The organism is Mesorhizobium sp. Cs1321R2N1 (genome assembly GCF_037179725.1).
In the GTDB taxonomy this organism is placed as follows: Bacteria; Pseudomonadota; Alphaproteobacteria; order Rhizobiales; family Rhizobiaceae; genus Mesorhizobium; species Mesorhizobium salmacidum.
Window position 1 is genome coordinate 1 of record NZ_JAPYKP010000095.1, and the last position, 22,192, is coordinate 22,192.

The window sequence follows — 22,192 nt, forward strand, 5'->3', positions numbered from 1 at the left end:
GCAGGCGGCACGGGCGGGTTCGACCACCGTGAAAACCGGTCTGGCTTCGCCGAGCACGATGGCGAGATGGCCGGCGATCGCGGCCGCGATACCGCCGACGCCGGCCTGCACGAAGACATGGGTCGGCGGTTCGGAGAGCTGGCGCAGCGCCTCGCGCACGATCGCCGTGTAACCCTGCATGACAAGGCCTGGAATGCGTTCGTAGCCCGGCCATGAGGTATCGGAAACCACCGTCCAGCCTTTCTCCGCGGCGATGCGCGCCGCCTGCCTGATCGAATCGTCGTAATTGCCGTCGACGCGGATCATCTCGGCCCCATAGCGGGCGATGGCCGCGACGCGCTCGTCGCTGACGCCGGCATGGACAAAGATCACCGCCTTGGCACCGACGAGCTCGGCGCCTTGCGCGACGGAGCGGCCATGATTGCCGTCGGTGGCGCATGCAACCGTCATGGTCGCTGCAACCGACCGGACTTCGGGCCGATCGAGATCGCCGACATCGACGGAGCGGCCGAGCCGCTTGCTGGCCTCTTCCAGGACCAGGCGGAAGACCGCATAGGCGCCGCCCAACGCCTTGAAGCTGCCGAGGCCGAGACGAAAGCCCTCATCCTTGACATGCAGGGCAGCGAGACCGAGTTCGCCAGCCAGCGCCGGCAGCGCGTGCAGCGGCGTCGTCAGATGATTGTCACGGCGGGCAAGGAAACGCTCGACCGTGTCCGCCCCGCCGATGCCGAGGATTTCGGCATCGGCCGCGTCCAGCGGTCGGCCATGCAAGGCGTTTCGGTTGGGCAGGAACATTGACGGTCTCTCCTCGGCGTCGTCTGAGAGAAGATATTGCAGGAGATGCGCAAAAGGCGCTGTAATTCGGCACCTAGAATGCAAGTTTCTTTCGTCAGGATACGCCAGTGCCTCAGCCGCCAGGTTCACTCGACAGCTTCGATCTTGCTATCCTTACCATTTTGCAGCGGGACAACACGACGCCGCAGCGGCTGATCGGCGAGGCAGTGAACCTGTCGGCACCGGCGGTGCAGCGCCGCATCAAGCGCATGGAGCAGACCGGTGTCATCGCCGGCAATGTCGCCATTGTGGAGCCGGCGGCCCTCGGTCAGCCCATCACCATCTTCGTCGAGGTCGAGCTGGAAAGCGAACGCACCGAACTGATCGATGCGGCCAAGCGGCAATTCTCGGCGGAGCCGCAAGTGCAGCAATGCTATTATGTCACCGGCGAAAGCGACTTCATCCTCATCATCACCGTGGCCGACATGGGCGCCTACGAGGCGCTGACGCGAAAACTGTTCTTCGGCAGCAACAATGTGCGGAAGTTCCGCACCTTCGTCGCCATGGACCGCGTCAAGGTCGGGTTGACGGTGCCCTTGCCTGGATGAGCCGGTGGCACCCTTGCCACGTTTCTGACATTCTGGATCGCGAATTGGCGGTGGAGGCGCGCATGGACGAAACCACGAAAGTCGCGATCATCGGTGCCGGACCGGCGGGCCTGGCGGTTGCTGCGTGCCTGCGGCAAGCCGGGCTGGATTTCGTCATGCTCGAAAAGGAGCAGCAGGCAGCGCCAGCCTGGCGGCGTCACTACGACCGCGTGCATCTGCATACGACCAAGCGTTACTCCTCGCTGCCCTTCGTCCCCTTCCCCAAGGACTATCCGCGCTATGTGCCGCGCCATCTCGTGGTCGAGTATCTCGAAGCCTATGCAAAGCGTTTCGACCTCGAGCCCCGCTTCGGAGAGACGGTGCGGGCGATCGCCCGGGAGGGCCGCGGTTGGCGGGTGGAATCGACATCCGGCGCCTCACGCGCTTCGCATGTGGTGATCGCGTCCGGCTACAATGCCGAGCCCTTGCTGCCCAAATTCGCCGGCATCGACACCTTCAAGGGCAAGACGCTGCACAGCGCCGACTATCGCAACGCCACGCCTTTTGCCGGCCAATCGGTGCTGGTCGTCGGCATGGGCAATACCGGTGCGGAGATTGCGCTCGATCTGGCGGAAGCCGGCGCCCGACCGACGATCTCGGTGCGTGGCGGCGTTCACATCGTGCCGCGTCAACTGTTCGGCGTGCCGATCCAGATGGTCGGCATGGCGACGCGGCTCGGGCCGCAGCGCATCAACGACGCCCTATTCCCCGTCATCCTCGATCTGGTGCTGGGCAGGCTGGAGAAGTTTGGGCTCAGACGGCCGAAGCAGGGACTGCTGCAGCAGATCGCGCTTGCATCGCGCATTCCGGTGATCGATGTCGGCACCATCGGCAAGATCCGCGAGGGCGCGATCAAGGTGGCGCCCGACATCGCTGAAATCTCGGAGCGCGGTGCCCGTTTTGCGGACGGCAGGAACAGCGAATTCGACGCCATCCTCTTCGCCACCGGCTATCGGCCGGGCTATGCCAGGTTCCTCGAACCCGGCATCGAGCCGGGGCCTAGCGGCGTCAATGCCCGTGCTTCGGATCTCGGCCTCTATCTGGTCGGCTTTCACAACGCGGTCACCGGGCTGCTGCGCGAAATCGGCATCGAAGCCCAGGCGGTCGCCGACGACATCCGCCAGCGGCAAAACAGGAAAAAGGCGACTGAGACCCTGCCGGTGTGAAATTTGGCCGCGCTCTCAATCGGCCGCGGATGATGTCCTGAGCATCATGCCGGCGATCTCCTTCGTCAGTTTGGCGGCGACAAGCGCCGTCACATTGGAGAGGTCCTGGCTCGGATTGTATTCAACGATATCAGCAGCAACGATCGGCTGGTTGATGCCTTGAATCAGGTTGATGACTTGCCGTGTCGACAGCCCGCCAGGCTCACGATGGGAGACGCCGGGCGCAAAAGCAGGATCGAGCCCGTCGATATCCATCGAGATATAGACGGGCGTCTTGAGATCAAGGGACAGGCTTTCGCTGAAATGCGCAGCCTCCACGACCTCTACGCCAAAGCGCTTGAACTGATCGCGGTGATGGTCGTTCACGGTGCGCAAGCCGATCTGGATCAGGCGGTCGGCAAGCCGCTCCTCCATGATCCGTGCGAAAGGCGATGTGTGCGAACGCGGATTGTCACCGTAGGCATGATAGATGTCGGGGTGGGCATCGATGTGAACGATCGTCAGGCTTGGATGGCGACGGCGCACCGCACGCAGCACCGGCCAGGAGATGGCGTGATCGCCGCCCAGGCTGATCAGGGGATGGCCTGCGTCCAGCGCGCGGTCGACTTCGCTTTCGATCCGCTGCCAGGGGTCGCCCGGTTGGGCGAAGTCGATGTCGCCATGATCGACGAAACGGCCGGTCAGGTCGAGGCCAGTCTCGCTCCATGAGGAGTAAGCATCGCTGATGAGTTCGCGCCTGATGAGCGGTGGCGCCTTAGCAGCCCCCTGAAGATAGGACGAATTCTCGTCATGCGGTATTCCCAGAAGCGAAATCGCGCCGGCCATCGACACTCTCCCATTTGCGACGAACGACTGCCTCTATAGAGACGGGAGTTGGCGTTCGCGACCGCTGGTGCTTGGGCCAGAGGTGGAATCGGGACGGGAAATCAGCAGCGCTAGGCGCCCAGGTCTTCCGCCCTGCGCAGCCACACCTTGTTGTCGTGGAAGGCAGCGCCGCCGTAGGGGGCGGGCGCATCGGCTCCCGTCAGCACGTTGATGCCCTCGCCGCGCTCATGCGCGCTGTTCGGCCAGATGCCTTCGGCGATCACGACACCGCGCTTGATACCGTCGAACAATTTGGCGTGCAGCACCACCTCGCCGCGCATGTTGCCAATCTCGACACGGTCGCCGTCGGCAAGATCGAGAGCCGCCGCATCGTCGGGATGCAGCAGGAGCTCCGGGCGGCCCTCCTTGGCCTTCGACACCGGTGTTTCGGAAAAGGTCGAGTTGAGGAAGTTGCGCGCCGGCGAGGTCGCCAGCCGGAACGGATGCGCTTCGTCGGCCACCTCGATCAGGTCGACATGGTCGGGAAATTCGGGCAATAGCGCCACCGGGCCGAACAAGCCCATGCTCTTCGGCGGCCGGTTGGGAGCCGCCTGCCCGGTCCAGTCGGCGCGGAAGCGGAATTTTCCGTCTGCGTGACCAAAGCCCCTGATGAAATGCGCCGTGTCGAAATGCGGCTGCAGGTCGATCCACTTCTCGTCCTTCAAGGAGTCGAAACTGCCCAGCCCGCGCTTGCCAAGAATGATGTCGATATGCTGCTGTTCGGTGAGGCCGAAGCCCGGCCTGTCGGCGACACCGAGGCGCTCGGCCAGTTGCTCGATGACGAAATGGTTGGTGCGCGGCCCTTCCGGCGGCTCGATCAGTTTTGGGCCGAGCGTGATGTGCTGGTTGCCGCCGCCCTTGTAGATGTCGTCGTGCTCGACGAACATCGTCGCCGGCAGCACGACATCGGCCAGCTTGGCGGTGTCGGTCATGAACTGCTCGTGCACGCAGGTGAACAAATCGTCGCGCAGGAAACCCTGCTTCACCAGCCGCTGCTCGGGCGCGACATTCACCGGATTGGTGTTCTGGATCAGCATCGCCGTCACCGGCGGTCCGCCATAAAGCGCGTCGCTGGCGCCGGTCAGCACCGGGCCGATACGCGAATGGTCGAGATAGCGGATCGAAGGATCGCGCATCCTCGTGCCTTCCAGCACATCCTGGTTGAGTTTGAAGATGCCGGAATTGGAATGGAAGGCGCCGCCGCCCTCATACTGCCAGGAGCCGGTGACCGCGGCGATGCAGGACGCCGCATGCATGTTGACGGCGCCGTTGCGTTGGCGCGCAAAGCCATAGCCGAGGCGGAAATACGTTTTCCTGGTCGTGCCGACCAATCGCGCGAAGGCCTCGATCTCGGCAACGCCAAGGCCAGTGATTGCGGCAGCCCATTCCGGGGTGCGGGTGGCAAGATGCGCTTCCAGTCCTTTCGGATCGTCGGTGTATTTTTCGAGATAGGCGCGGTCGGCCAGGCCTTCCCTGAACAGGACGTGCATGACAGCACAAGCCAGCGCGCCATCGGTGCCGGGCTTCAGGACCAGGCCCATATCGGCCTGTTTCATGGTCGCGTTTTCATAGACGTCGACGACGACGATTGTCGCGCCACGTTCCTTGCGCGCCTTGATGGCGTGGGTCATGACGTTGACTTGCGTCACCACCGCATTGGTGCCCCAGATCACGACGCAATCGGATTTGCCCATCTCGCGCGGGTCCGGTCCGCGCAAGGCGCCTGCCCCCATCATCCAGCCGGTCCATGCGAGATTGGTGCAGATCGAGCCGAAGAAGCCCGAGTATTTTTTCGCGTGCCGCAGCCGGTCGATGCCGTCGCGCTGCACCAACCCCATCGTGCCTGCGTAATAGTAAGGCCAGACCGTCTCCGAGCCATACTTCTCCTCGGCCGAGATGAACTTTTCGGCGACGAGGTCGAGTGCGGCCTCCCAGCTTGATTCCTGCCAGACGCCCTCGCCCTTGGCGCCCTTGCGCACCAGCGGCTTCAGCAGACGGTCGGGATGATGGACGCGGTCGGCATAGCGCGCGACCTTGGCGCAGACGACGCCCGACGTATAGCTGTTGGCCTTGGCGCCATGGACACGCCCGATGCGGTTGCCATCGAGCAGTTCGACCTCGAGCGCGCAGGTCGACGGACAATCATGCGGACAGGCCGAATGGCCGATGCGGAGGTTCGCGTGCTGGTTCATGGGGGCAAACTAGCCGTTTATAACTGCCACGTGTAGGGCCAGATGGTGCCTTCCCTTCTCCCCTTGTGGGAGAAGGTGGATCGGCGCGCAGCGCCGAGACGGTTGAGGGGTGCTCCAGCGGAATGAGACGCTGGCGTTCCCTGGAACACCCCTCATCCGTCGCCTTCGGCGACACCTTCTCCCACAAGGGGAGAAGGAAGAATCGCTCTCCCTACTCCGCCGTGCCTTCCTCATACTCCGCGGACATGGTCAGCCATTTTTCTTCGTGGCCGGCAAGCGTCTGCGCAAGCTGCGAGCGTTCCTTGGCGAGCCTTGTCGCCGTCGACGGATCCTTTTCGTAGACCGCCGGGTTGGCGAGTTCGTCCTCGATGCCGTCGATGCGCTTGCGGATGCGGTCCATCAGCGCCTCGGTGGCGCGGATTTCCTTGGCCAACGGTTCGAAGGCGGCGCGGCGCGCGGCCGCATCGCGGCGGCGGTCGGCTTTTGACGCCTTGTCGGCCTCCCGCTTGCCGCGACGGTCGCCGGAGATGCCGGTGACCAGCGTCTTGTAGTCCTCCAGGTCGCCGTCATACGGATTGACCGCGCCGTCCTTCACCAGCCACAGCCGGTCGGCGGTCGCCTCGAGCAGATGGCGGTCGTGCGAGATCAGGATGACGGCGCCGGGAAATTCGTTGAGCGCATGGATCAGCGATTCGCGGCTGTCGATGTCGAGATGGTTGGTCGGCTCGTCGAGGATGAACAGGTTTGGCCCCTCGAAGGCGGACAGCCCCATCAACAGCCGCGCCTTCTCGCCACCGGACAGGTCCCTGGCGGGCGTGTTCATCTTCTCGGTCGTGAGGCCGAATTGGGCGACACGGCCGCGCACTTTCGATTCCGGCGCCTCCGGCATCATCCGGCGGACATGCTCATAGGCGTTTTCCTCAGGGCGCAGATCGTCAAGCTGATGCTGGGCAAAGATCGCCACCTTCAGCCCGGGCGCCACCGTCATGGTGCCGGTCTCCTGCTTCAGACGGCCCGACAGCAGCTTGGCGAACGTCGACTTGCCATTGCCATTGGCGCCAAGCAGCGCGATGCGGTCGTCGGCGTCGATGCGCAGCGTCATCTTCTTCAGGATCGGCTGGCCCTCGGTATAGCCGACATTGACATTGTTCAGCGCAACGATCGGCGAGGCCACCGTCTTCACAGGTTCGGGGAAAGAGAACGGCCGCACCGTGTCGTTGACGATGGCCGAGATCGGCTTCATCTTTTCCAGCGCCTTGATGCGCGACTGTGCCTGTCTTGCCTTGGAGGCCTTTGCGCGAAAACGCTCGACGAAGGATTCCATGTGCTTGCGGGCGGCTTCCTGCTTGACCCGGCCCTTTTCCTGCAATTCCTTCTGCTCGGTGTACTGGCGCTCGAACTGGTCGTAGCCGCCGCGCCAGAACGTCAGCTTCTTCTGGTCGAGGTGAACGATCGAATTGACCGCACGGTTGAGCAGATCGCGGTCGTGCGAAATCAGAAGCACGGTGTGCGGATACTTTGAAACGTAGTTCTCAAGCCACAGCGTGCCTTCGAGGTCGAGATAGTTGGTCGGCTCGTCGAGCAGCAGGAGATCCGGCTCGGAAAACAGCACGGCGGCCAACGCCACGCGCATACGCCAGCCTCCGGAGAAGGACGAGGCCGGACGGCGCTGCGCGGCGTCGTCGAAGCCGAGGCCGGCGAGGATGGTGGCCGCGCGCGACTCGGCCGAATGGGCGTCGATATCGGCAAGCCGCATATGGATGTCGGCGATACGGTGTGGATCGGTGGCGGTCTTTTCTTCTTCGAGCAACGCCGTGCGCTCAAGGTCGGCCTTGAGCACGATCTCTATCAGCGGGTCCTCGGTGCCAGGTGCTTCCTGCGCCACCTGGCCGATGCGCGTATTCTTCGGCAGGCTGATCGAGCCGGTCTCGGAGGGAAAATCGCCTGTTATAGCCTTGAACAGCGTCGTCTTGCCGGTGCCGTTGCGGCCGACAAGACCGGCCTTGGTGCCGGCCGGCAAGGTGAGCGAGGCGTGATCGAGAAGCAAGCGCCCCGCCATGCGGAGCGAGAGGTCATTGATGATAAGCATGGCCGCGCTTTTGCACTGGACATCAACGCTTCGCAAGACCTTGCGGGCCAGTTGGCAGCACAAGGCCTGGAAACGGCGCACATAATGCGCCGCCAGAGCAGCCGATCAGTGATCTGCCATACCGGCCAGCAAGGCCTCAGGCAGTGGCCTTGCCACGCTTTGTCGCCTTGGCCACGACTGCCGGCGCAGCGGCCGGCTTGCGGCCAAGTCCCGTCGATTTCGCCAGCGCCGACCGGGTCGCCGAGTAATTCGGGGCGACCATCGGATAATCCGGCGGCAAACCCCATTTGGCCCGATAGTCGTCCGGGCTCAAACCGTAGTCTGTCCTGAGGTGTCGCTTGAGCGACTTGAACTTCTTGCCGTCCTCCAGGCAGATGATGTAGTCGGGAAACACCGACTTTTTCGGATTTACAGCCGGAACCAGGCTCGGGCTTTCCACGACGGCCGCGCCAGCCAGCTTTCGGACCGAGGCGCTGACGCTGGCAATCAGGTCAGGCAGGCCAGAAGCCGGAAGCGGATTGTTGCCTACATAGGCCGAGACAATATCGGCGGTTAGCTCGATAACGGTCTTATCCTCGATATTTGACAATTCTTTCACCTTATTTGTGACAAAGTCATCTACCCCAGTGAAGACTTTTGTCGATGTATCTCTTTAACCGTGTCCCCCGACGGACCGCCAAGTCCCAAAACGAATCAAGACTTGGCATCAACTACCTTTATGGGAAATCGACGTCGCGCAAATTAGAAAATCTAATACTTCGAAGCGACAGACTTGGTTGTCCGGCCATCCGCCAATATCTCAAGAATACGCTTCCAGCGGGCACACCGCCCGAAATCCTTCTGCTCAATTGCCTTTTCAGCCTTCATCGCGGCATAAAGTGGTGCCTCCGCGCCGAATTCCTTGATGAGCCAGTGCGCTTCCTGCCTGGCGAGACGTTCATTGTCGTCAAACATAGTCTTGCGCCTCCGTACGCTCCAGGCCGACCGCGACACAACTGCCGATCACGAGGACGGCTCCGGCAATGGCGGTCGTCGTCAGCCGTTCGCCGGACAAGGTCAGCAGCAGCGTCGAGGCAATCGGCGTGAGATAGGCGACGACAGCGACCTTGCCGCTGCCTCCGAGCTTCAAGGCGTGCGACCAGAAGTAATAACCCAGCCCCATCGGCCCGGCGCCGAGATAGAGCCCGAGGGCCAGATCCATCCCGGTGGGCCAGGCGACGCCTTCGCGAGCGGACCATATGAGTGTCAACGCGCCGCCAACCAGCGACGAGGGCAACAACATGCGGTCCGGCGAATTGGCGAGCCGTCCCACCATCACCGAATAGAAAGCCATGCACAGCGCAGATCCGAATGCGGCCAGATAGCCGGCGAGGTCACCCTGGAACCAGGTGCGGTCACGTCCTCCCGAAATCACCAACGCGACGCCGACGAACCCAAGAGCCGCGGCAAGGCCCAGCAAAGCCGGACGCCGGGGATTGTCGAAGGCGACCACTGCCGCGGCAACCATCAAGGGCCAGGTGTAGGCCACGAGATTGGCTTCTATCACCGGCATCAAGGCAAATGAGATATATTGCAGCACCATGGTGCCGACCAGACCGATAAAGCCAACCGCGAGCGGCGCAAGCGCGGTGCTCGCCGTGACTGCCGCGGCTTTCTCGCGGCTCATCAACCGGATGACCGCGAACACCAGTGCGGCCCCTACAAATTGCAGGAATTGCACTTGCGACACCGGGTGACTGGCCAGCAGGGATTTGCCGACCAGCGCATTTGTCGACCACAACGCCACCGCGCCGGTGGCGAAGACCAGCACGGATACCGAGCCCGATCGATGCCGAAAGAACCGGCAAGGGCTATCCCTGTGGTCGACCATGATCCTGTCCGAAACCGGTTTCCACTTTTCGGGGTCATGGGTCGTTACCATGATTCCCTGGCTCCGCCCGGAACCGGCGCTTCGGCAGGGGTGGGCGTCGGATGTTCCGCCTCGAACCGGCGATAGGCCGGCAATTGGTTGGTCCACACGTCTTCGGCCAGTTCGTTGACCCACTCGCGGTCGTGATCGTTGTCGGCGGCAAGATAGAACATCCTGTTATCGTCGACATAGGGCTTGGCCACAGAGCGCTGGTTGAGCACCAAGGTGACGCGCTCGCCGAACTGGATCGGCGCAGTGCGATGCAGGACGCCGAGGAACTGCCCGAGCGTGGCGTAGTTCATCTTGTGATCGATGCGCATGATGCGGTTGCGCGGAATCTCGCGGCCGGATTCGAGAATGGCGCGGCCGGTCTCGGAATCGTCGCAATAGATTTCGAGCTGACCGCCGACCAGCGGATCGCTGATCGACAGCGGAATGAGCTCGGTGACCGGAACGCCGTCGCAATGCCATTCGACGGCGCCATCCCTGGGGTTCATGAAGGTGACGGTCGAACCGACGATCGACAGCGGATAGGGCTCCAGCTTCGTGCCCATCATGTCGGAGAGCCGCTCCAGGCGCAACTTGTCGTTCAGTAACTCCTTGATTTCGGGGATGAAACGGTCGGCGCCGGTGATGAAGGTCAGGTCGAGGTGCTTGTGCACGGCATGACTGGCCTTGAGCTTCAGGGCGGCTTCCTCGATCGCGGCAAGCAGTGCCGGATCATAGCCATGCAGATATTGCGCAAAGCCGAAGCGCGACACTTTCCAGGCGGTTTCGTGACCGATAATGGCCTCGCGGCTCATCGCATAGCGCAATTCGGGTATCGTATGTGCGTTCATTGTACTTCTCCAAGTGGGGCAAACACTTGGTTAACAGTCGATTAAATTAGCTCCCCCTGTAAAATTAGGAATGCTAGTGCTACCATAAGCCTGGCTTAAGGTCGAAACCGTGCGTCTGCTCAGTCAGGTCAACCTCAATTCGCTGAAAATCGTGGAGAGTGCTGCGAGGCACGGCAATTTCACGCGTGCCGGCGAAGAACAGTTCATCACCGCTTCGGCGGTCAGCCAGCGCGTCAAAAGCCTGGAGGACCAGCTGCGCTTCAAGATTTTCCAGCGCGGCGGCAATGCGGTGTCGCTGACCCCGGAGGGCGAGACCTATGTCTCGCGCGTTCGCGAGGCGCTGGAGCGGATCGTCGCCGCCAGCATGGAAGCGACCGGGCAATCACAGGAACATGTGCTGAAGATATCCGTACTGCCGACATTTGCCGCACGCTGGCTGTTTCCGCGCCTGCCGCTCTTTCAGCAGCAACATCCCGATATCGTGATGCGAGTTTCGACCTCGTACGCGACGCATGAGTTCACGACTTCCGAATTCGATCTCGAAATCCGCTATGGCGACGGCCACTTCAACGGACTGCCATCGGACCTGTTGTTTCGGGAAGACCTGACGCCGGTGTGCAGCCGCAAGCTGTTCCATGAAGTTCTCGGCCAGAAGCCGCTGTCAAAGGTCACACCGGACGACCTCAAGCACTTCACGCTGCTGCATTCCGACACCTGCACCCAGAACTGGCAATCCTGGCTTGGTTTTGCTGGTGCCAGTTTTGTGCTCAGCGAGACCAAAAGCATCTATTTCGATTCGTGCATGATGTCCTACGAGGCGGCCAACTCAGGAATGGGTTTTGCCGTTGCCAACCGTGCCTATATGGCCAGCGATATCCGCGCCGAAAAGCTGATCGCTCCGTTTGCCGTTCATCATCCGAACACGGCCGGTTGGTACTTTGTCTCGCCCCACAAGAGCCCTGCCGCACGCAAGGTGCTGCTGTTCAAACAATGGGTGATGGCGGAAGCGGCCATGACGCAACGCCAGTTGGACAGCGAAGTCACCGACTTGGCTTCAGAGGCTGTCTGAATTCGAATAGGCCTCACTTGCCGCTCGATGACCGCAGACAAGAGAAATAGGGATCATCGATTGATGGGCGTCCAATCCAGGCAACCCGCCTTGGTCGGGGATCTCGTTGAGCTCAGCCCCCTTCAGCCAGAGCATTCCGCAGCGCTTTTGAGTGCAGCCGCGGATGGCGAGCTATGGAACCTGAAGGCCACCGTGGTTCCTGGGCCAGGCGCGATCGATGAATATTGCCAATGCCCTGGCTGGACGACAGGCCGGGACCGTCATGCCATACGCAATCATCCTGCGCGCCACGGGCTTGATTTGCGGCAGTACGCGGTTCTGGAGAATCGATCGCGCGAACAGAAAATTGGAGATTGGGCACACGTGGCTCGGCAGTTCGGTCCAGCGATCGGGCGTCAATACCGAGGCTAAATATCTTCTCCTGGTTCAGGCATTTGAAGTCATGAGCTGTGTTCGCGTGCAATTCACGACCGACGAACTCAATGACGCGTCGAGAGCGGCCATTTTGAGAATAGGAGCAAAACAGGAAGGAATCGTTCGCAATGAACGGATCATGCCGGACGGCCGGAAACGCAATTCCGTCCGGTTCAGCATTATCGATTCCGAGTGGCCTGATGTAAAAGCGGGGCTACGGCAAAAAATGCGACGGTAGCCCGCGCGAACCGCTCGCCCCGGATTTAAAACAAAACCATGTGGATCAGGCGAAGGCCCTTCCTTCCTCGGTGCGCTGGAAATGCGCCAAATCGAGCGGTACGGAAGGGCGGCCCAGAACCGTCAGGATCATATGCGCCTGACCGCGGTGATGGGTCTGGTGGTTGAAGACATGAGCCAGCGCGGGCGCCAGCCGCTGCGAGACGGTGCGCATGTCCGATACGGTCATATAGGTGAAACGACCCGACAGCGCCTTGTCGTTCAAGCCGCCGAGCCAGTCGATGATCCGCCGGTCCTCGGCCTCGCGCGCTGTCCTCAGGACAGGCAAGGCCCGGTACAATATGGCGTCCAATGTCGTCGGCGCGGCGCCTTCGCCGGTGAAGCGTTTCATCCAGATGCGATCGGCGGCGAGCAGGTGGTTGAGCGTGCCCATCAGCGAGCCGAAGAAGGCGCCGACGTCGCGATTGAATTCCTCATCGTTGAGATCGTCGGCGGCATCGTAGATGCGGCCATTGGCCCATTGATTGTATGCCGCAAACATCATGAAGTGCTGTTTCATCTTTTTCCCGCCGCGCCTGTTTCGGGTGTCGGGAGCGATACCTAGACCGCAAAGGAACCGGCGCCAATGACCATTCTGCTTTATGAACTCGTCGGGCGTGACGAGGGCCGTCCGTTCAGCCCGCATTGCTGGAAGGCAACGATGGCGCTGGCCCATAAGGGACTTGATGCCTCGACCGCGCCGACGCGTTTTCTCGAAGTGCCGGCCATTGAAGGCGGTGTCTCGAAAACCGTTCCGGTTATCCGCGATGGCGACAAGGTCGTCGCCGATTCCTTCACCATCGCGCTCTATCTCGATGAGGCCTATCCGGATCGCCCGACGCTGTTTGGCGGCGAAGGGGGCAAGGCGATGGCGCGCTTCATCGAGCGCTGGTCGCAATTGACCATTCACCCTTATGTCACCACCGCGGCGGTCGTTGACCTTCATGCCATGCAAGACGAGGAGAACGCCTCGTATTTCCGACAGAGCCGGGAGCAGCGCTTCGGCAAGCGGCTGGAGGACGTCGTCGCCGCACGCGACGCCGGCCTAGCAACCTTCCGGGCAGCGCTGGAGCCGCTGCGCTCCATGTTGGGCTACCAGCCGTTCATCGGCGGCGCCTCGCCGCTGTTTGCCGACTACATCGTCTTCGGCGCGCTGCAATGGGCGCGTATCGCATCACCTTACAAGTTGCTCGAAGACAGCGACGCGGTGGCGCAGTGGTTCACCCGCTGCCTCGATCTGCATGGCGGGGTGGGACGAAAGGTTTCCGCCGCGGCGTGACGGACGCAAAGGCCTGCCCGCAAGGCAGCTCGAGCGCCGTCTACCTGTTGCAAAAATCAGCGGCGGAACAGCTGGCCTTATTTGGCCGCCTTCTTCGGCTTGCTGGCCTTAGGCTTGCTGGCTTTCGCGGCGGCCTTTTCTTCCTTGGGGGCTGCTTTTGTCTTGCCGGCGCCGGATGCCTTCTTGGCTGGCTTCTTGTCCGCCGGCGGCTTCCCCGCGTCCTCCCGATCGACGTCGGCCGCCGCCTGGTGCCAATGGCGTTCGTGATGACCGGCTGGTTGCCCTTCTTCCTGCCAGATCTGATGTGCACGGTTGCGAATGCGCTCCTGACGATCGTCTGTCATGGTCATGTTGTCTCCCTTCGGGCCGACTTCAGCGCGGCGCCGACCGAGCGACTATAGCAAGCAAACCGTTGCTTTACAGCCATCTGATCCCGCCTGCCTGCGGCGACCAGCCATGGAAGCGCAGACCGGTCCGGCGCTCGCTGTCGCTCCGAGCGTTCGTCGCTCGGAAAGCAAAAGCAATTGGCTTTCCGCCCGCTACGCGGACCGCTCCTCACCCCGCTCCTCAGCCCTCTTGGCAATAGGCCGGGCGGCTTGTATAGAGCCCGCCACTCTCAATTCAAATTCAGACAAGGACGACCCATGGCGCTCGAACGCACTTTTTCCATGATCAAGCCGGACGCAACGCGGCGCAATCTCACCGGCGCCATCACCAGGATGCTGGAGGAAGCCGGCCTGCGCGTCATCGCCTCGCGCCGGGTGTGGATGAGCCGCCGTGAGGCGGAAGGCTTCTACGCCGTCCACAAGGAGCGGCCGTTTTTCGGCGAGCTGGTGGAATCCATGTCCTCGGGCCCGACCATCGTGCAGGTCCTGGAAGGCGAGAGCGCCATTACCAAGAACCGCGATGTGATGGGCGCCACCAATCCGGCCAATGCCGCCGAAGGCACCATCCGCAAGGTGCATGCGCTGTCGATCGGCGAGAACTCGGTGCACGGCTCGGACGCGCCGGAAACGGCCGCACAGGAGATCAAGTACTGGTTCTCGGATACCGAGATCGTCGGCTGAGCCGACGGCATCAAATCCGATCTGGAAGGCCGGCGTTCAGCCGGCCTTTTTTCTGGAGTGCAATCAGCTTGCGGCGCTGAAGCGCAGGATTTCGCGGCCGTCCTTGTCCGATATGGCGAGCTTGCCGGCATCGACAGTGTATGACGCCGCGTTGGCCAATGCATCGAACAGGGCTTTTTCCTCGGCCATCACATTGGGCGCGCAGGCTTTGTAGGTCGAACCGATATCGCCGATCGCGATTGCCTGACCCTCGACTTTCGCCGTGGCAAAATAGGTGTTGCAGGGACCGTTACCACCGGCCTTGCCGGCCTCGCTGATATTGAAGGTTGCCTGCGGCGCGGCGATGGCGCCAATGCCGTCGACATAGTCGACCACCCAGAGCTGATCAAAGACGGAAGTCATTGGCTCCTTGCTGGGTGCGACCATCTTCAGCATGATGGTCTGTGGCGCGTCGGTCAGCGGATCGAGCTGATGGCGCACATCGGAGATGAACATCAGCCTTCCGTCCACGGTGATCCGGGCCCGCAGCGCATAGGTCATCCGCGGTCGAATGACAGAGGGGTCGAATTTGATCTCGAAGCTGATCGGCACCTGGCCGGCGGGCCTGATCTTCTGTTGCCCGATGATTTTGGCGGGCGCGTCCGCCAACGAGACGTCGGCAAGCTCGACGGAAAGCACGGCGCTGGGTGGCAATGCGATGCGCTCGCGATAGATCACCTCGCCCCTCACCGCCTTTTCCGCAGCAAGGGAAAGCTCCGGCACCGCCAGGATGCCGACGACCAGCGGCACCAAGCCGAAGACGAAGAACTCGGCGATCCTGTCCAGCATGACCGTCTCCCTTGCCCAAATCAGTCACGTGACCAGTTGGCAGAAGGATTGCGTTCGTTCCGTGACGCCTGCACGGTATTATTCGGACGGCGGCTGCTTCCAGCGCCGAGCTGCCTCGGCGTCGGTTTCCTTGGCATCGACCCAGCCGCCCTCGGAGCCGTCGGTGCGATGCTCCTTCTTCCAGAAGGGCGCACGCGACTTGAGATAGTCCATGAGGAAGTTCGCCGCCTCGAATGCCGCCTGGCGGTGCGCCGAAGCGGCCACCACCAGCACGATGTTCGCCCCCGGCGCGATCTTGCCATGGCGATGTATGACGGTGAGGCCTTGCAGCGGCCAGCGCTCGGTGGCTTCGGTTGCGATGCGGCCGATCTCGGCTTCAGCCATGCCCGGATAGTGCTCGAGCTCGAGTGCCGAGAGAGCGCCCTGCTCGTCGCGGCACAGGCCGGAGAAGGTGACCACCGCGCCAATGTCGGCACGGCCCTGCGTCAGCGCGGCGATCTCGGCGGCGACGTCGAAATCCTGGCGCTGAATGCGCACGGTCGGCACCAGGACGGCCGGCATGAGTGTCAGCCCCCGGTCATCGGCGGGAACAGTGCGATCTCGCGTGCGCCCGATATCTTCTCGCGGTGATCGACATGTTCCTGGTTGATGGCGACGCGGATGACATCGGGATATTGCAGCGCGTGTTGGTACCCTTCGCCGCGCGATTGCAGCCAGCGCAAGAGATCGGCGACGGTCTCGATGCCGGCGGGCAATTCGACATCTTCCTGCGATGTGCCGATCCGTTCGCGAACCCAGGCGAAATAGATGAGACGGGTCGTCATCTCACTCGTCCATGATGTGCTTGAGACCGGCGCGGAAATAGTCGTAGCCGGTGTAGAGCGTCACGAGGGCCGCGATCCACAACAGCACGAGGCCGGTCTGCGTGGTCAGCGGAAAGATCTTGTCACCGGCCGGTCCCGCCAGCAGGAAGGCGATGGCGACCATCTGGATGGTGGTCTTCCACTTGGCAAGCTGCGTCACCGGCACTGAAACCTTGAGCGCCGCCAGATATTCGCGCAGGCCCGAAACCAGGATCTCGCGGCACAGGATGATGATCGCCGCCCACAGCGACCAGCCGGCGATACCGGCATGACGATCGGTGTCGGCCGCCAGCAGCAAGAGGCAGGTGGCGACCAGCAGCTTGTCGGCGATCGGATCGAGCATCTTGCCGATGTTGGAGGTCTGCTGCCAGGCGCGCGCAAAGTAGCCGTCGAAATAATCGGTGACGGACGCCAGCAGGAAAATGACCAGCGCCGACCAGCGGGCGAAGTCGCTCGATTTCAGATGGCCCTCGAGAAAAAAGCACAGCACGACCAGCGGCACCGCGATGATGCGGGCGTAGGTCAGCATGTTGGGCAGGTTAAATGCGCGCTGGGCCATGTCTTCAGAGACTCTTTCTGCCTGCGTACTCAAATCAGAAGCGGATGTAGGGGGTCAACAGGCCAGATTCGACTGGCCAGCTGAAAGTGACGATTTTCTTCAGCTCTCGTGGAAGTGATTGTAGACCAGTTTCGCCACCTGTTCGGAAATGCCGTCGACCTTCCTCAGATCCTCGACTGCGGCGCGGCTGACCGCCTTGGCGGTGCCAAAATGCAAGAGAAGCGCGCGCTTGCGGCCGGGGCCGATGCCGGCGATTTCGTCGAGCGGGCTCTTGACCATTTCCTTCTTGCGGCGGGCCCGGTGCGAACCGATGGCGAAGCGGTGGACCTCGTCGCGCAGCCGCTGGACGAAATAGAGAACGGGATCGCGCACGGGGAGCGAAAACGAGTCCCTGCCCTTGACGAAGAAGCGCTCGCGGCCTGCATCGCGGTCCTGTCCCTTGGCGATGCCGATGGCCACGACCCGGTCCTCGATCCCGAGATCCGACAGGATCTTGCGCACCGCCGTCATCTGGCCCTGGCCACCGTCGATCAGGATGACATCGGGCCAGGCAGGGAAGCTTCCGGAAATATCGTCTTCGATATCGTCGCCTGAATCCGCCGAGGCAGTCTCGTCGGGAGCAACGTCGCCATGCTCCTTGAGCAGCCGTGAAAAGCGCCGCTCCATCACCTCGCGCATCATGCCGAAATCGTCGCCCGGCGTGATCTCGGTCGAGCGGATGTTGAATTTTCTGTACTGGTTCTTCACAAAGCCTTCCGGCCCCGCGACGACCATGGCGCCGACGGCGTTGGTGCCCATAATGTGCGAGTTGTCGTAGACCTCGATGCGCACGGGCGGCTTGGTCAGGCCGAAGGTCTCGGCGAAACCGGCAAGCAGCCGCGCTTGCGTCGAGGTTTCGGCCAGCCGGCGACCAAGCGCCTCACGCGCATTCTGCAAGGCGTTGTCGGTGAGATCCTTCTTCTCGCCGCGCTGCGGCACCGAGATCGCCACCTTGCGGCCGGCGCGCGTCGAGAGCGCCTCGGCCAGCAATTCCTGGTCCTCGACGGTCTGCGACAGGAGAATGGCACGCGGTGTCGGCTTGTCATCGTAGAATTGCGCCAGGAACGAGCCCAGCACTTCCGATCCCTCCAGCGCCGGATCGGCCTTGGGGAAATAGGCACGGTTGCCCCAGTTCTGGCCGGTGCGGAAGAAAAACACCTGGATGCAAACCTGGCCGCCCTCCTGGTGGATAGCGAAGACATCGGCTTCGTCGACGGTGGCCGGGTTGATGCCCTGATGGCTCTGCACGTGCGACAGGGCCGCCAGCCGGTCGCGATAGATGGCGGCGCGCTCGAAATCGAGGTCTTGCGACGCCTGCTGCATGGCAGCCGAAATCTCGGTCTTCACCTTCTGGCTGCGGCCGGACAAAAAGTCCTTCGCTTCGGCGACCAGCTCGGCATAACCCTCATGCGAGATCTCGCCGGTGCACGGCCCGGCGCAGCGCTTTATCTGGTAGAGCAGGCATGGCCGCGTGCGGTTCTCGTAGAAGGAATTGGTGCAGCTTCTGAGCAGGAAAGCGCGCTGCAGCGAATTGATGGTACGGCCGACGGCACCCGCCGAAGCAAAGGGGCCGAAATAGTCCCCCTTGCGCGAGCGTGCCCCGCGATGCTTGTAAATGCCGGGCGAGACATGGTCGCCTGTCAAAAGGATATACGGAAACGACTTGTCGTCCCGCATCAGCACATTGAATCGCGGCCGCAAACGCTTGATAAGATTGGCTTCGAGCAGCAGCGCCTCGATCTCGGTGCGGGTGACGACGAACTCCATCGTCGACGTCTCGCGCACCATGCGGCCGATGCGGTTGGTATGGAATCTGCCTTGCGCGTAATTGGTGACACGCTTCTTCAGGCTGCGCGCCTTGCCGACATAGAGCACGTCGCCGGCGGCGTTCATCATCCGGTAGACGCCGGGCGCATTGGGCAGCCGCTTGACCAGCGTCTGGATCACCTCGGCGCCGATCATGCCTTCGGCGTCGCCGGCGTGCGGCGTCCAGTCGATGGCCGTGAAGGCGACATCCGGGCCAACCGGCTCGACGATCTCCTCCAGCGCCTCGTCCTCGAGGTCGATTTCGGGAGGAAGATCATCAGCGCCGCCGTGGGCCTTGTTCTTGTGATCCAAAGGACTCATTCCGCCATGCCTGTCACATCGGGCGTCTGCCATGCAAGATGCTGGCCGCCATCGAGCGCGATCATCTGGCCGGTGACAGAGCGCGTCTCCCATAGATAGCGGATGGTGGCGCCGAATTCCGGCAATTCCGGGCCGCGCCTCAGAATGAGGCTAGCGACCTGCGCGTCAAAATCCGAATCGTCCTGGCGCACGTTCTTCAGCGTCGGGCCCGGCCCTATCGCATTGACGCGGATGCCGGGTCCGAGTGCCTGGGCCAGCATCTGCGTCTGGGTCCACAATGCCGATTTCGACAGCGCATAGGAAAAATAGCGCGGTGTCGGCCTCCAGACGCGCTGGTCGATGACGTTGACGATCAGCCCCTCCTGCCCTTCCGGCAGGGAACGGGCGAAGTTCTGCGCCAACAGCGCCGGGGTTTTAACGTGAATGGCAAAATGGCGGTCCCAGGCGTGCCAGTCGAAATCTTCCACGGAATCATCGACGAAGAGCGAAGCATTGTTGACCAGCAGCGAAATTGGGCCCAGCGCTGCTTCCGCTTGACCGACGAGGTCGCTGACGGCGTCCATGTCGGTCAGATCAGCCGCAACCACGGCGGCGCGGCCGCCCGACCGGTTAATCCCCGCGGCCAACGCATCCGCCTCATCGTGCGAGCGATTGGAATGGATGGCGACCGCAAAACCATGGCTGGCGAGGTCCTCGACGATCGCCTTGCCGATCCGTTTCGCCCCACCGGTCACCAGCGCCACGGCAGTGGCTTTGCTCATCTGCTGTCAATCCTTAATTTCGGCCCGAAACGCGATGCCAACGAAATGTGGCCCGGCATGCGTTAAACGGCGTTCGCACCTGGGGCAACATTGTGGCGAAGTGCCCGGTTCGGCATACCGAGCCCTCCTGGACTCGGAACCATTGGATCGCAATATAGGTCGCTGGACTCCTTGCACCAAGCGGTGTGCAGCGCAGCGTGGACTTGCTGCTGACATTTGGCTGTTGCGAAGATGCAACGTCAAGGTTCTGCCTCATTCGTGCCGGGGAATGACCCAAGTTCAGGTTCGGTTCAGCCGCATTTTGACACGACATTTGGAACCGACGAACGCCAGATCCGTTTCACCCCCCGGACGGGTCGATGGCGATCGTGAGAAACAAGCCTGTGTCCTGTGGCTTAAGGAGTAAAGAACAATGCAAGCCAATTTTAAATTCGCACGGCCGCTGGCTGTTGCGCTCGGGCTCTTCGCCCTCAGCGGTACCGCTTATGCCGCGGACGTCGTTTCGGAAGAGCCGCCGGCACCCGCTCCGGTTGCCGAACTTCCGGTCGCCTCGTGGGCCGGCCCTTATGCCGGTATCAACCTGGGCTACGGCTTCAGCGGCAAGACCAAGGAAAAGGATTTCGGCGTTTCGACCGATACCAAGGGTTTTGTCGGCAGTGTCTTCGGCGGCTATCAGTGGCAGCAGGAGAACTTCGTGTACGGCGGTGAAGCCGAACTCGGCTACGACGGCGTGAAGGGTGACGACAACGGCATCCACTCCAAGGGCGGCTTCGAAGGCTCGCTGCGTGCCCGTCTCGGCTACGCCGTGACCCCGGAAATCCTGCTCTATGGCACCGGCGGCCTCGCCGGCAGAAGCCTGAAGGTGGAAGACACCGTTCTCGGCGCCAGCGACACCGCCACCATGCTCGGCTGGACCGCCGGCGTCGGCACCGACATCAAGCTGACCGACAACGTGTTCGGCCGTGTCGAATATCGCTACACCGACTTCGGCAGCAAGAGCTTCGACGGTGGTATTGGCAAGGTCAAGGCGACGGACAACCGCGTCACCTTCGGCCTCGGCATGAAGTTCTAAGTCGTTCAAGCCACGACACGAAAAGCCGGGCCTCGCGCCCGGCTTTTTTATGTCCGGTCGCTTACAGCATGTCGCGGCGAATAGGATTCGCCCGACCTGCTGTAAGCTTTTGATTACGTGCATGTCGTTGTCCCGGAACCGAGGACACTTCCGGGCGACATGCATCAGGCCGGAACCACGGACTTCAGCTCCGGGAATTTTTCGTCGAAGCGCGCCGCCCAGCGGGTCAACCGGCCACGGCCCTTTTCCCATTTGCCGGCGAAACGCAGCGAGAGGTAGCCGAGGCAGGCACGCAACGCCAACTGACCGGCCGTGATCTTCTTCGGCAGTTTTGGCGGATTGGCATTGAGCAGGTCGAGTGCCGCCGTGATCTTCGCCCACTGGCGGTCGAGCCAGGGCTGATAGACCATCTCTTCGGGGCGGGTGCGGCGCTCATAGACCATCGACAGCGCGCAATCGCAGATACCGTCGGCCAGCGCCTCCAGTACTTCCGCTTCCAGACGCTTGTCGGGATTGCGTGGAAACAATGCGTTCTTCGAAATCCGGTTGAGGTGCTGGGTGATGGCGCGGCTGTCGTGAATCGAACGGCCATCGTCGAGCACCAGCACCGGGATCTTGCCGAGCGGATTGGCGCCGATCAGTTCGGCCGGCCTGTCCTCGGTTCTGACCGGCACCTCCTCGAGAGCGATCCCGACATAGGCCGCGGCCATCCTTACCTTGGAGCTGTAGGGAGAGGCGGACGCGTAGAGCAGCTTCGGCATGATCGGTTTCCTGTTTGCGACCGTCCAGTGTTGACCGGACAAACTCTTGCGATCAATCGCCAGAGTGCAAAAAACCAGCGACCAGAAACCTGCCGCGGTTTCCGTCCTGGCATCACGACAAACTGAACCGGCACACTAGGAAGTATCCGCAGGCCACGACAGCAAGCCGCCGGGTTTAAACCCCGCGTTCACACGTCACAGGAGCCCATACTTCACAGGCGCCAAAGCGTCGCGCCGAGAACCTTCGCCAACCACCGCAAAGGGCGAAAGAGAGTCGGGCGAGCGAGGCAGCCAACCGGCGCCTCGCTTTGCTTGCCCCTCGGCCCCTTCCCGATGCTCAGTCCCGAGGGCTGAACCCGTTGCCGAATATGCTCCGATCCAGAGCGTCAGAGCGTCCTTGCCGCATCCCGAAGGACACGCGACGCCCCAACGATCCGTCTACTTCTTGCCCGGAGCCTTCGCCTTCGCGGGCGCTGCCTTTGCCTTCGGCGCCGCGGCTTTCTTCACCGCCGGCTTGGTCGCGGCGGCGGCTGCTTTCGCAGCTGGCTTGGCCGCCGGTTTCTTGGCCGGTGCCGCTTTCGCTGCCGGCTTTGCCGC

Annotated in this window: 24 protein-coding genes; 7 read left to right on the top strand and 17 right to left on the bottom strand. The window is 62.2% G+C overall.

From position 1 onward, the window contains the following. The coding region (locus O7A61_RS21425) for a diaminopropionate ammonia-lyase (RefSeq protein WP_337131493.1) at positions 1 to 795 on the bottom strand (795 nt) is incomplete at its 3' end. Between the two features lie 107 nt (positions 796 to 902). Here O7A61_RS21425 and O7A61_RS21430 point away from each other — a divergent pair. Both O7A61_RS21430 and O7A61_RS21435 read left to right on the top strand, forming a co-directional pair. Then, on the top strand, positions 903 to 1,382 hold the full coding sequence (locus tag O7A61_RS21430; RefSeq protein WP_027144501.1) for an Lrp/AsnC family transcriptional regulator: 480 nt from the start codon (positions 903 to 905) through the stop codon (positions 1,380 to 1,382). Between the two features lie 62 nt (positions 1,383 to 1,444). Further along, on the top strand, positions 1,445 to 2,587 hold the full coding sequence (locus tag O7A61_RS21435; protein ID WP_337131494.1) for a flavin-containing monooxygenase: 1,143 nt from the start codon (positions 1,445 to 1,447) through the stop codon (positions 2,585 to 2,587). Positions 2,588 to 2,602: 15 nt separating this feature from the next. Here the strand turns inward: O7A61_RS21435 and speB are convergent, their stop codons facing one another. From speB to O7A61_RS21470, 7 genes are all read right to left on the bottom strand, one after another. Then, positions 2,603 to 3,412 (bottom strand): agmatinase, encoded by an 810-nt coding sequence (gene speB, locus O7A61_RS21440; protein WP_337131495.1) that lies wholly within the window; start codon positions 3,410 to 3,412, stop codon positions 2,603 to 2,605. 110 nt (positions 3,413 to 3,522) lie between these two features. Further along, positions 3,523 to 5,643 (bottom strand): molybdopterin oxidoreductase family protein, encoded by a 2,121-nt coding sequence (locus tag O7A61_RS21445; RefSeq protein ID WP_337131496.1) that lies wholly within the window; start codon positions 5,641 to 5,643, stop codon positions 3,523 to 3,525. 211 nt (positions 5,644 to 5,854) lie between these two features. Further along, entirely contained in the window at positions 5,855 to 7,732 is a 1,878-nt protein-coding gene (locus O7A61_RS21450; RefSeq protein ID WP_337131498.1) for an ABC-F family ATP-binding cassette domain-containing protein, read from the bottom strand. A 136-nt stretch (positions 7,733 to 7,868) separates the two neighbouring features. Beyond that, a complete protein-coding gene (locus O7A61_RS21455) occupies positions 7,869 to 8,321 on the bottom strand; it encodes a MucR family transcriptional regulator (protein ID WP_084636740.1) in 453 nt (150 codons plus the stop codon). A 161-nt stretch (positions 8,322 to 8,482) separates the two neighbouring features. Continuing rightward, positions 8,483 to 8,686, bottom strand: coding sequence for a hypothetical protein (locus O7A61_RS21460; protein WP_027144508.1), 204 nt, complete (start codon positions 8,684 to 8,686; stop codon positions 8,483 to 8,485). Further along, positions 8,679 to 9,602, bottom strand: coding sequence for a DMT family transporter (locus O7A61_RS21465; RefSeq protein ID WP_337131510.1), 924 nt, complete (start codon positions 9,600 to 9,602; stop codon positions 8,679 to 8,681). The genes O7A61_RS21460 and O7A61_RS21465 overlap by 8 nt, the downstream gene beginning before the upstream one ends. A gap of 44 nt (positions 9,603 to 9,646) precedes the next feature. After that, positions 9,647 to 10,480: a hypothetical protein gene (locus O7A61_RS21470; RefSeq protein WP_337131500.1), complete on the bottom strand. Its 834-nt coding sequence runs from the start codon at positions 10,478 to 10,480 to the stop codon at positions 9,647 to 9,649. Positions 10,481 to 10,589: 109 nt separating this feature from the next. Here O7A61_RS21470 and O7A61_RS21475 point away from each other — a divergent pair, with 109 nt between their 5' ends. Beyond that, positions 10,590 to 11,549, top strand: coding sequence for a LysR substrate-binding domain-containing protein (locus tag O7A61_RS21475; RefSeq protein ID WP_337131501.1), 960 nt, complete (start codon positions 10,590 to 10,592; stop codon positions 11,547 to 11,549). Between the two features lie 217 nt (positions 11,550 to 11,766). After that, positions 11,767 to 12,201: a GNAT family N-acetyltransferase gene (locus O7A61_RS21480; RefSeq protein WP_337131502.1), complete on the top strand. Its 435-nt coding sequence runs from the start codon at positions 11,767 to 11,769 to the stop codon at positions 12,199 to 12,201. Positions 12,202 to 12,246: 45 nt separating this feature from the next. Here the strand turns inward: O7A61_RS21480 and O7A61_RS21485 are convergent, their stop codons facing one another. Continuing rightward, positions 12,247 to 12,759 carry a DinB family protein gene (locus O7A61_RS21485; protein WP_027144513.1) on the bottom strand — a complete coding sequence of 171 codons (513 nt, stop codon included), beginning with the start codon at positions 12,757 to 12,759 and terminating at the stop codon, positions 12,247 to 12,249. Positions 12,760 to 12,825: 66 nt separating this feature from the next. On the opposite strand from O7A61_RS21485, the gene O7A61_RS21490 reads away from it, so the two are divergent. Next, positions 12,826 to 13,518, top strand: coding sequence for a glutathione S-transferase family protein (locus O7A61_RS21490; protein ID WP_337131503.1), 693 nt, complete (start codon positions 12,826 to 12,828; stop codon positions 13,516 to 13,518). Between the two features lie 77 nt (positions 13,519 to 13,595). Here the strand turns inward: O7A61_RS21490 and O7A61_RS21495 are convergent, their stop codons facing one another. Then, complete coding sequence (locus O7A61_RS21495) at positions 13,596 to 13,868, bottom strand: DUF2934 domain-containing protein (RefSeq protein WP_337131504.1); 273 nt, start codon at positions 13,866 to 13,868, stop codon at positions 13,596 to 13,598. A 294-nt stretch (positions 13,869 to 14,162) separates the two neighbouring features. On the opposite strand from O7A61_RS21495, the gene ndk reads away from it, so the two are divergent. Next, positions 14,163 to 14,585 (top strand): nucleoside-diphosphate kinase, encoded by a 423-nt coding sequence (gene ndk, locus O7A61_RS21500; protein ID WP_027144516.1) that lies wholly within the window; start codon positions 14,163 to 14,165, stop codon positions 14,583 to 14,585. Positions 14,586 to 14,648: 63 nt separating this feature from the next. On the opposite strand, the gene O7A61_RS21505 is transcribed toward ndk, so the two are convergent. From O7A61_RS21505 to O7A61_RS21530, 6 genes are all read right to left on the bottom strand, one after another. After that, entirely contained in the window at positions 14,649 to 15,413 is a 765-nt protein-coding gene (locus tag O7A61_RS21505) for a YbaY family lipoprotein (RefSeq protein ID WP_337131505.1), read from the bottom strand. A 78-nt stretch (positions 15,414 to 15,491) separates the two neighbouring features. Next, on the bottom strand, positions 15,492 to 15,974 hold the full coding sequence (locus O7A61_RS21510) for a molybdenum cofactor biosynthesis protein MoaE (RefSeq protein WP_337108006.1): 483 nt from the start codon (positions 15,972 to 15,974) through the stop codon (positions 15,492 to 15,494). A 5-nt stretch (positions 15,975 to 15,979) separates the two neighbouring features. Then, positions 15,980 to 16,237, bottom strand: coding sequence for a molybdopterin converting factor subunit 1 (moaD, locus tag O7A61_RS21515; protein WP_027144520.1), 258 nt, complete (start codon positions 16,235 to 16,237; stop codon positions 15,980 to 15,982). Position 16,238: 1 nt separating this feature from the next. Then, positions 16,239 to 16,835 carry a CDP-diacylglycerol--glycerol-3-phosphate 3-phosphatidyltransferase gene (gene pgsA / locus O7A61_RS21520; protein ID WP_010915213.1) on the bottom strand — a complete coding sequence of 199 codons (597 nt, stop codon included), beginning with the start codon at positions 16,833 to 16,835 and terminating at the stop codon, positions 16,239 to 16,241. Between the two features lie 99 nt (positions 16,836 to 16,934). Then, positions 16,935 to 19,001: an excinuclease ABC subunit UvrC gene (gene uvrC, locus O7A61_RS21525; RefSeq protein ID WP_337131507.1), complete on the bottom strand. Its 2,067-nt coding sequence runs from the start codon at positions 18,999 to 19,001 to the stop codon at positions 16,935 to 16,937. Next, the gene (locus tag O7A61_RS21530; protein ID WP_337131508.1) at positions 18,998 to 19,762 is read right to left on the bottom strand and encodes an SDR family oxidoreductase; all 765 of its coding nucleotides are present in this window, start codon (positions 19,760 to 19,762) and stop codon (positions 18,998 to 19,000) included. Before O7A61_RS21530 ends, uvrC begins: the two co-directional genes overlap by 4 nt. Positions 19,763 to 20,174: 412 nt before the next feature. On the opposite strand from O7A61_RS21530, the gene O7A61_RS21535 reads away from it, so the two are divergent. Next, positions 20,175 to 20,834, top strand: a complete 660-nt coding sequence (locus tag O7A61_RS21535) for an outer membrane protein (RefSeq protein WP_337108009.1) — start codon at positions 20,175 to 20,177, stop codon at positions 20,832 to 20,834. A 164-nt stretch (positions 20,835 to 20,998) separates the two neighbouring features. On the opposite strand, the gene O7A61_RS21540 is transcribed toward O7A61_RS21535, so the two are convergent. Continuing rightward, positions 20,999 to 21,595 carry a glutathione S-transferase family protein gene (locus O7A61_RS21540; protein ID WP_337131509.1) on the bottom strand — a complete coding sequence of 199 codons (597 nt, stop codon included), beginning with the start codon at positions 21,593 to 21,595 and terminating at the stop codon, positions 20,999 to 21,001. Positions 21,596 to 22,192: the final 597 nt, after the last annotated feature.

What these genes read in the sequence shown, in the direction of transcription:
- O7A61_RS21470 (WP_337131500.1), bottom strand. Translation starts at nt 10,480, where the DNA reads ATGAACGCACATACGATACCCGAATTGCGCTATGCGATGAGCCGCGAG.
- O7A61_RS21465 (WP_337131510.1), bottom strand. Translation starts at nt 9,602, where the DNA reads ATGGTCGACCACAGGGATAGCCCTTGCCGGTTCTTTCGGCATCGATCG.
- O7A61_RS21540 (WP_337131509.1), bottom strand. Translation starts at nt 21,595, where the DNA reads ATGCCGAAGCTGCTCTACGCGTCCGCCTCTCCCTACAGCTCCAAGGTA.
- O7A61_RS21505 (WP_337131505.1), bottom strand. Translation starts at nt 15,413, where the DNA reads ATGCTGGACAGGATCGCCGAGTTCTTCGTCTTCGGCTTGGTGCCGCTG.
- O7A61_RS21490 (WP_337131503.1), top strand. Translation starts at nt 12,826, where the DNA reads ATGACCATTCTGCTTTATGAACTCGTCGGGCGTGACGAGGGCCGTCCG.
- O7A61_RS21485 (WP_027144513.1), bottom strand. Translation starts at nt 12,759, where the DNA reads ATGAAACAGCACTTCATGATGTTTGCGGCATACAATCAATGGGCCAAT.
- O7A61_RS21460 (WP_027144508.1), bottom strand. Translation starts at nt 8,686, where the DNA reads ATGTTTGACGACAATGAACGTCTCGCCAGGCAGGAAGCGCACTGGCTC.
- O7A61_RS21450 (WP_337131498.1), bottom strand. Translation starts at nt 7,732, where the DNA reads ATGCTTATCATCAATGACCTCTCGCTCCGCATGGCGGGGCGCTTGCTT.
- O7A61_RS21435 (WP_337131494.1), top strand. Translation starts at nt 1,445, where the DNA reads ATGGACGAAACCACGAAAGTCGCGATCATCGGTGCCGGACCGGCGGGC.
- O7A61_RS21530 (WP_337131508.1), bottom strand. Translation starts at nt 19,762, where the DNA reads ATGAGCAAAGCCACTGCCGTGGCGCTGGTGACCGGTGGGGCGAAACGG.
- O7A61_RS21480 (WP_337131502.1), top strand. Translation starts at nt 11,767, where the DNA reads ATGAATATTGCCAATGCCCTGGCTGGACGACAGGCCGGGACCGTCATG.
- pgsA (WP_010915213.1), bottom strand. Translation starts at nt 16,835, where the DNA reads ATGGCCCAGCGCGCATTTAACCTGCCCAACATGCTGACCTACGCCCGC.
- moaD (WP_027144520.1), bottom strand. Translation starts at nt 16,237, where the DNA reads ATGACGACCCGTCTCATCTATTTCGCCTGGGTTCGCGAACGGATCGGC.
- uvrC (WP_337131507.1), bottom strand. Translation starts at nt 19,001, where the DNA reads ATGAGTCCTTTGGATCACAAGAACAAGGCCCACGGCGGCGCTGATGAT.
- ndk (WP_027144516.1), top strand. Translation starts at nt 14,163, where the DNA reads ATGGCGCTCGAACGCACTTTTTCCATGATCAAGCCGGACGCAACGCGG.
- O7A61_RS21535 (WP_337108009.1), top strand. Translation starts at nt 20,175, where the DNA reads ATGCAAGCCAATTTTAAATTCGCACGGCCGCTGGCTGTTGCGCTCGGG.
- O7A61_RS21510 (WP_337108006.1), bottom strand. Translation starts at nt 15,974, where the DNA reads ATGCCGGCCGTCCTGGTGCCGACCGTGCGCATTCAGCGCCAGGATTTC.
- O7A61_RS21495 (WP_337131504.1), bottom strand. Translation starts at nt 13,868, where the DNA reads ATGACCATGACAGACGATCGTCAGGAGCGCATTCGCAACCGTGCACAT.
- speB (WP_337131495.1), bottom strand. Translation starts at nt 3,412, where the DNA reads ATGGCCGGCGCGATTTCGCTTCTGGGAATACCGCATGACGAGAATTCG.
- O7A61_RS21445 (WP_337131496.1), bottom strand. Translation starts at nt 5,643, where the DNA reads ATGAACCAGCACGCGAACCTCCGCATCGGCCATTCGGCCTGTCCGCAT.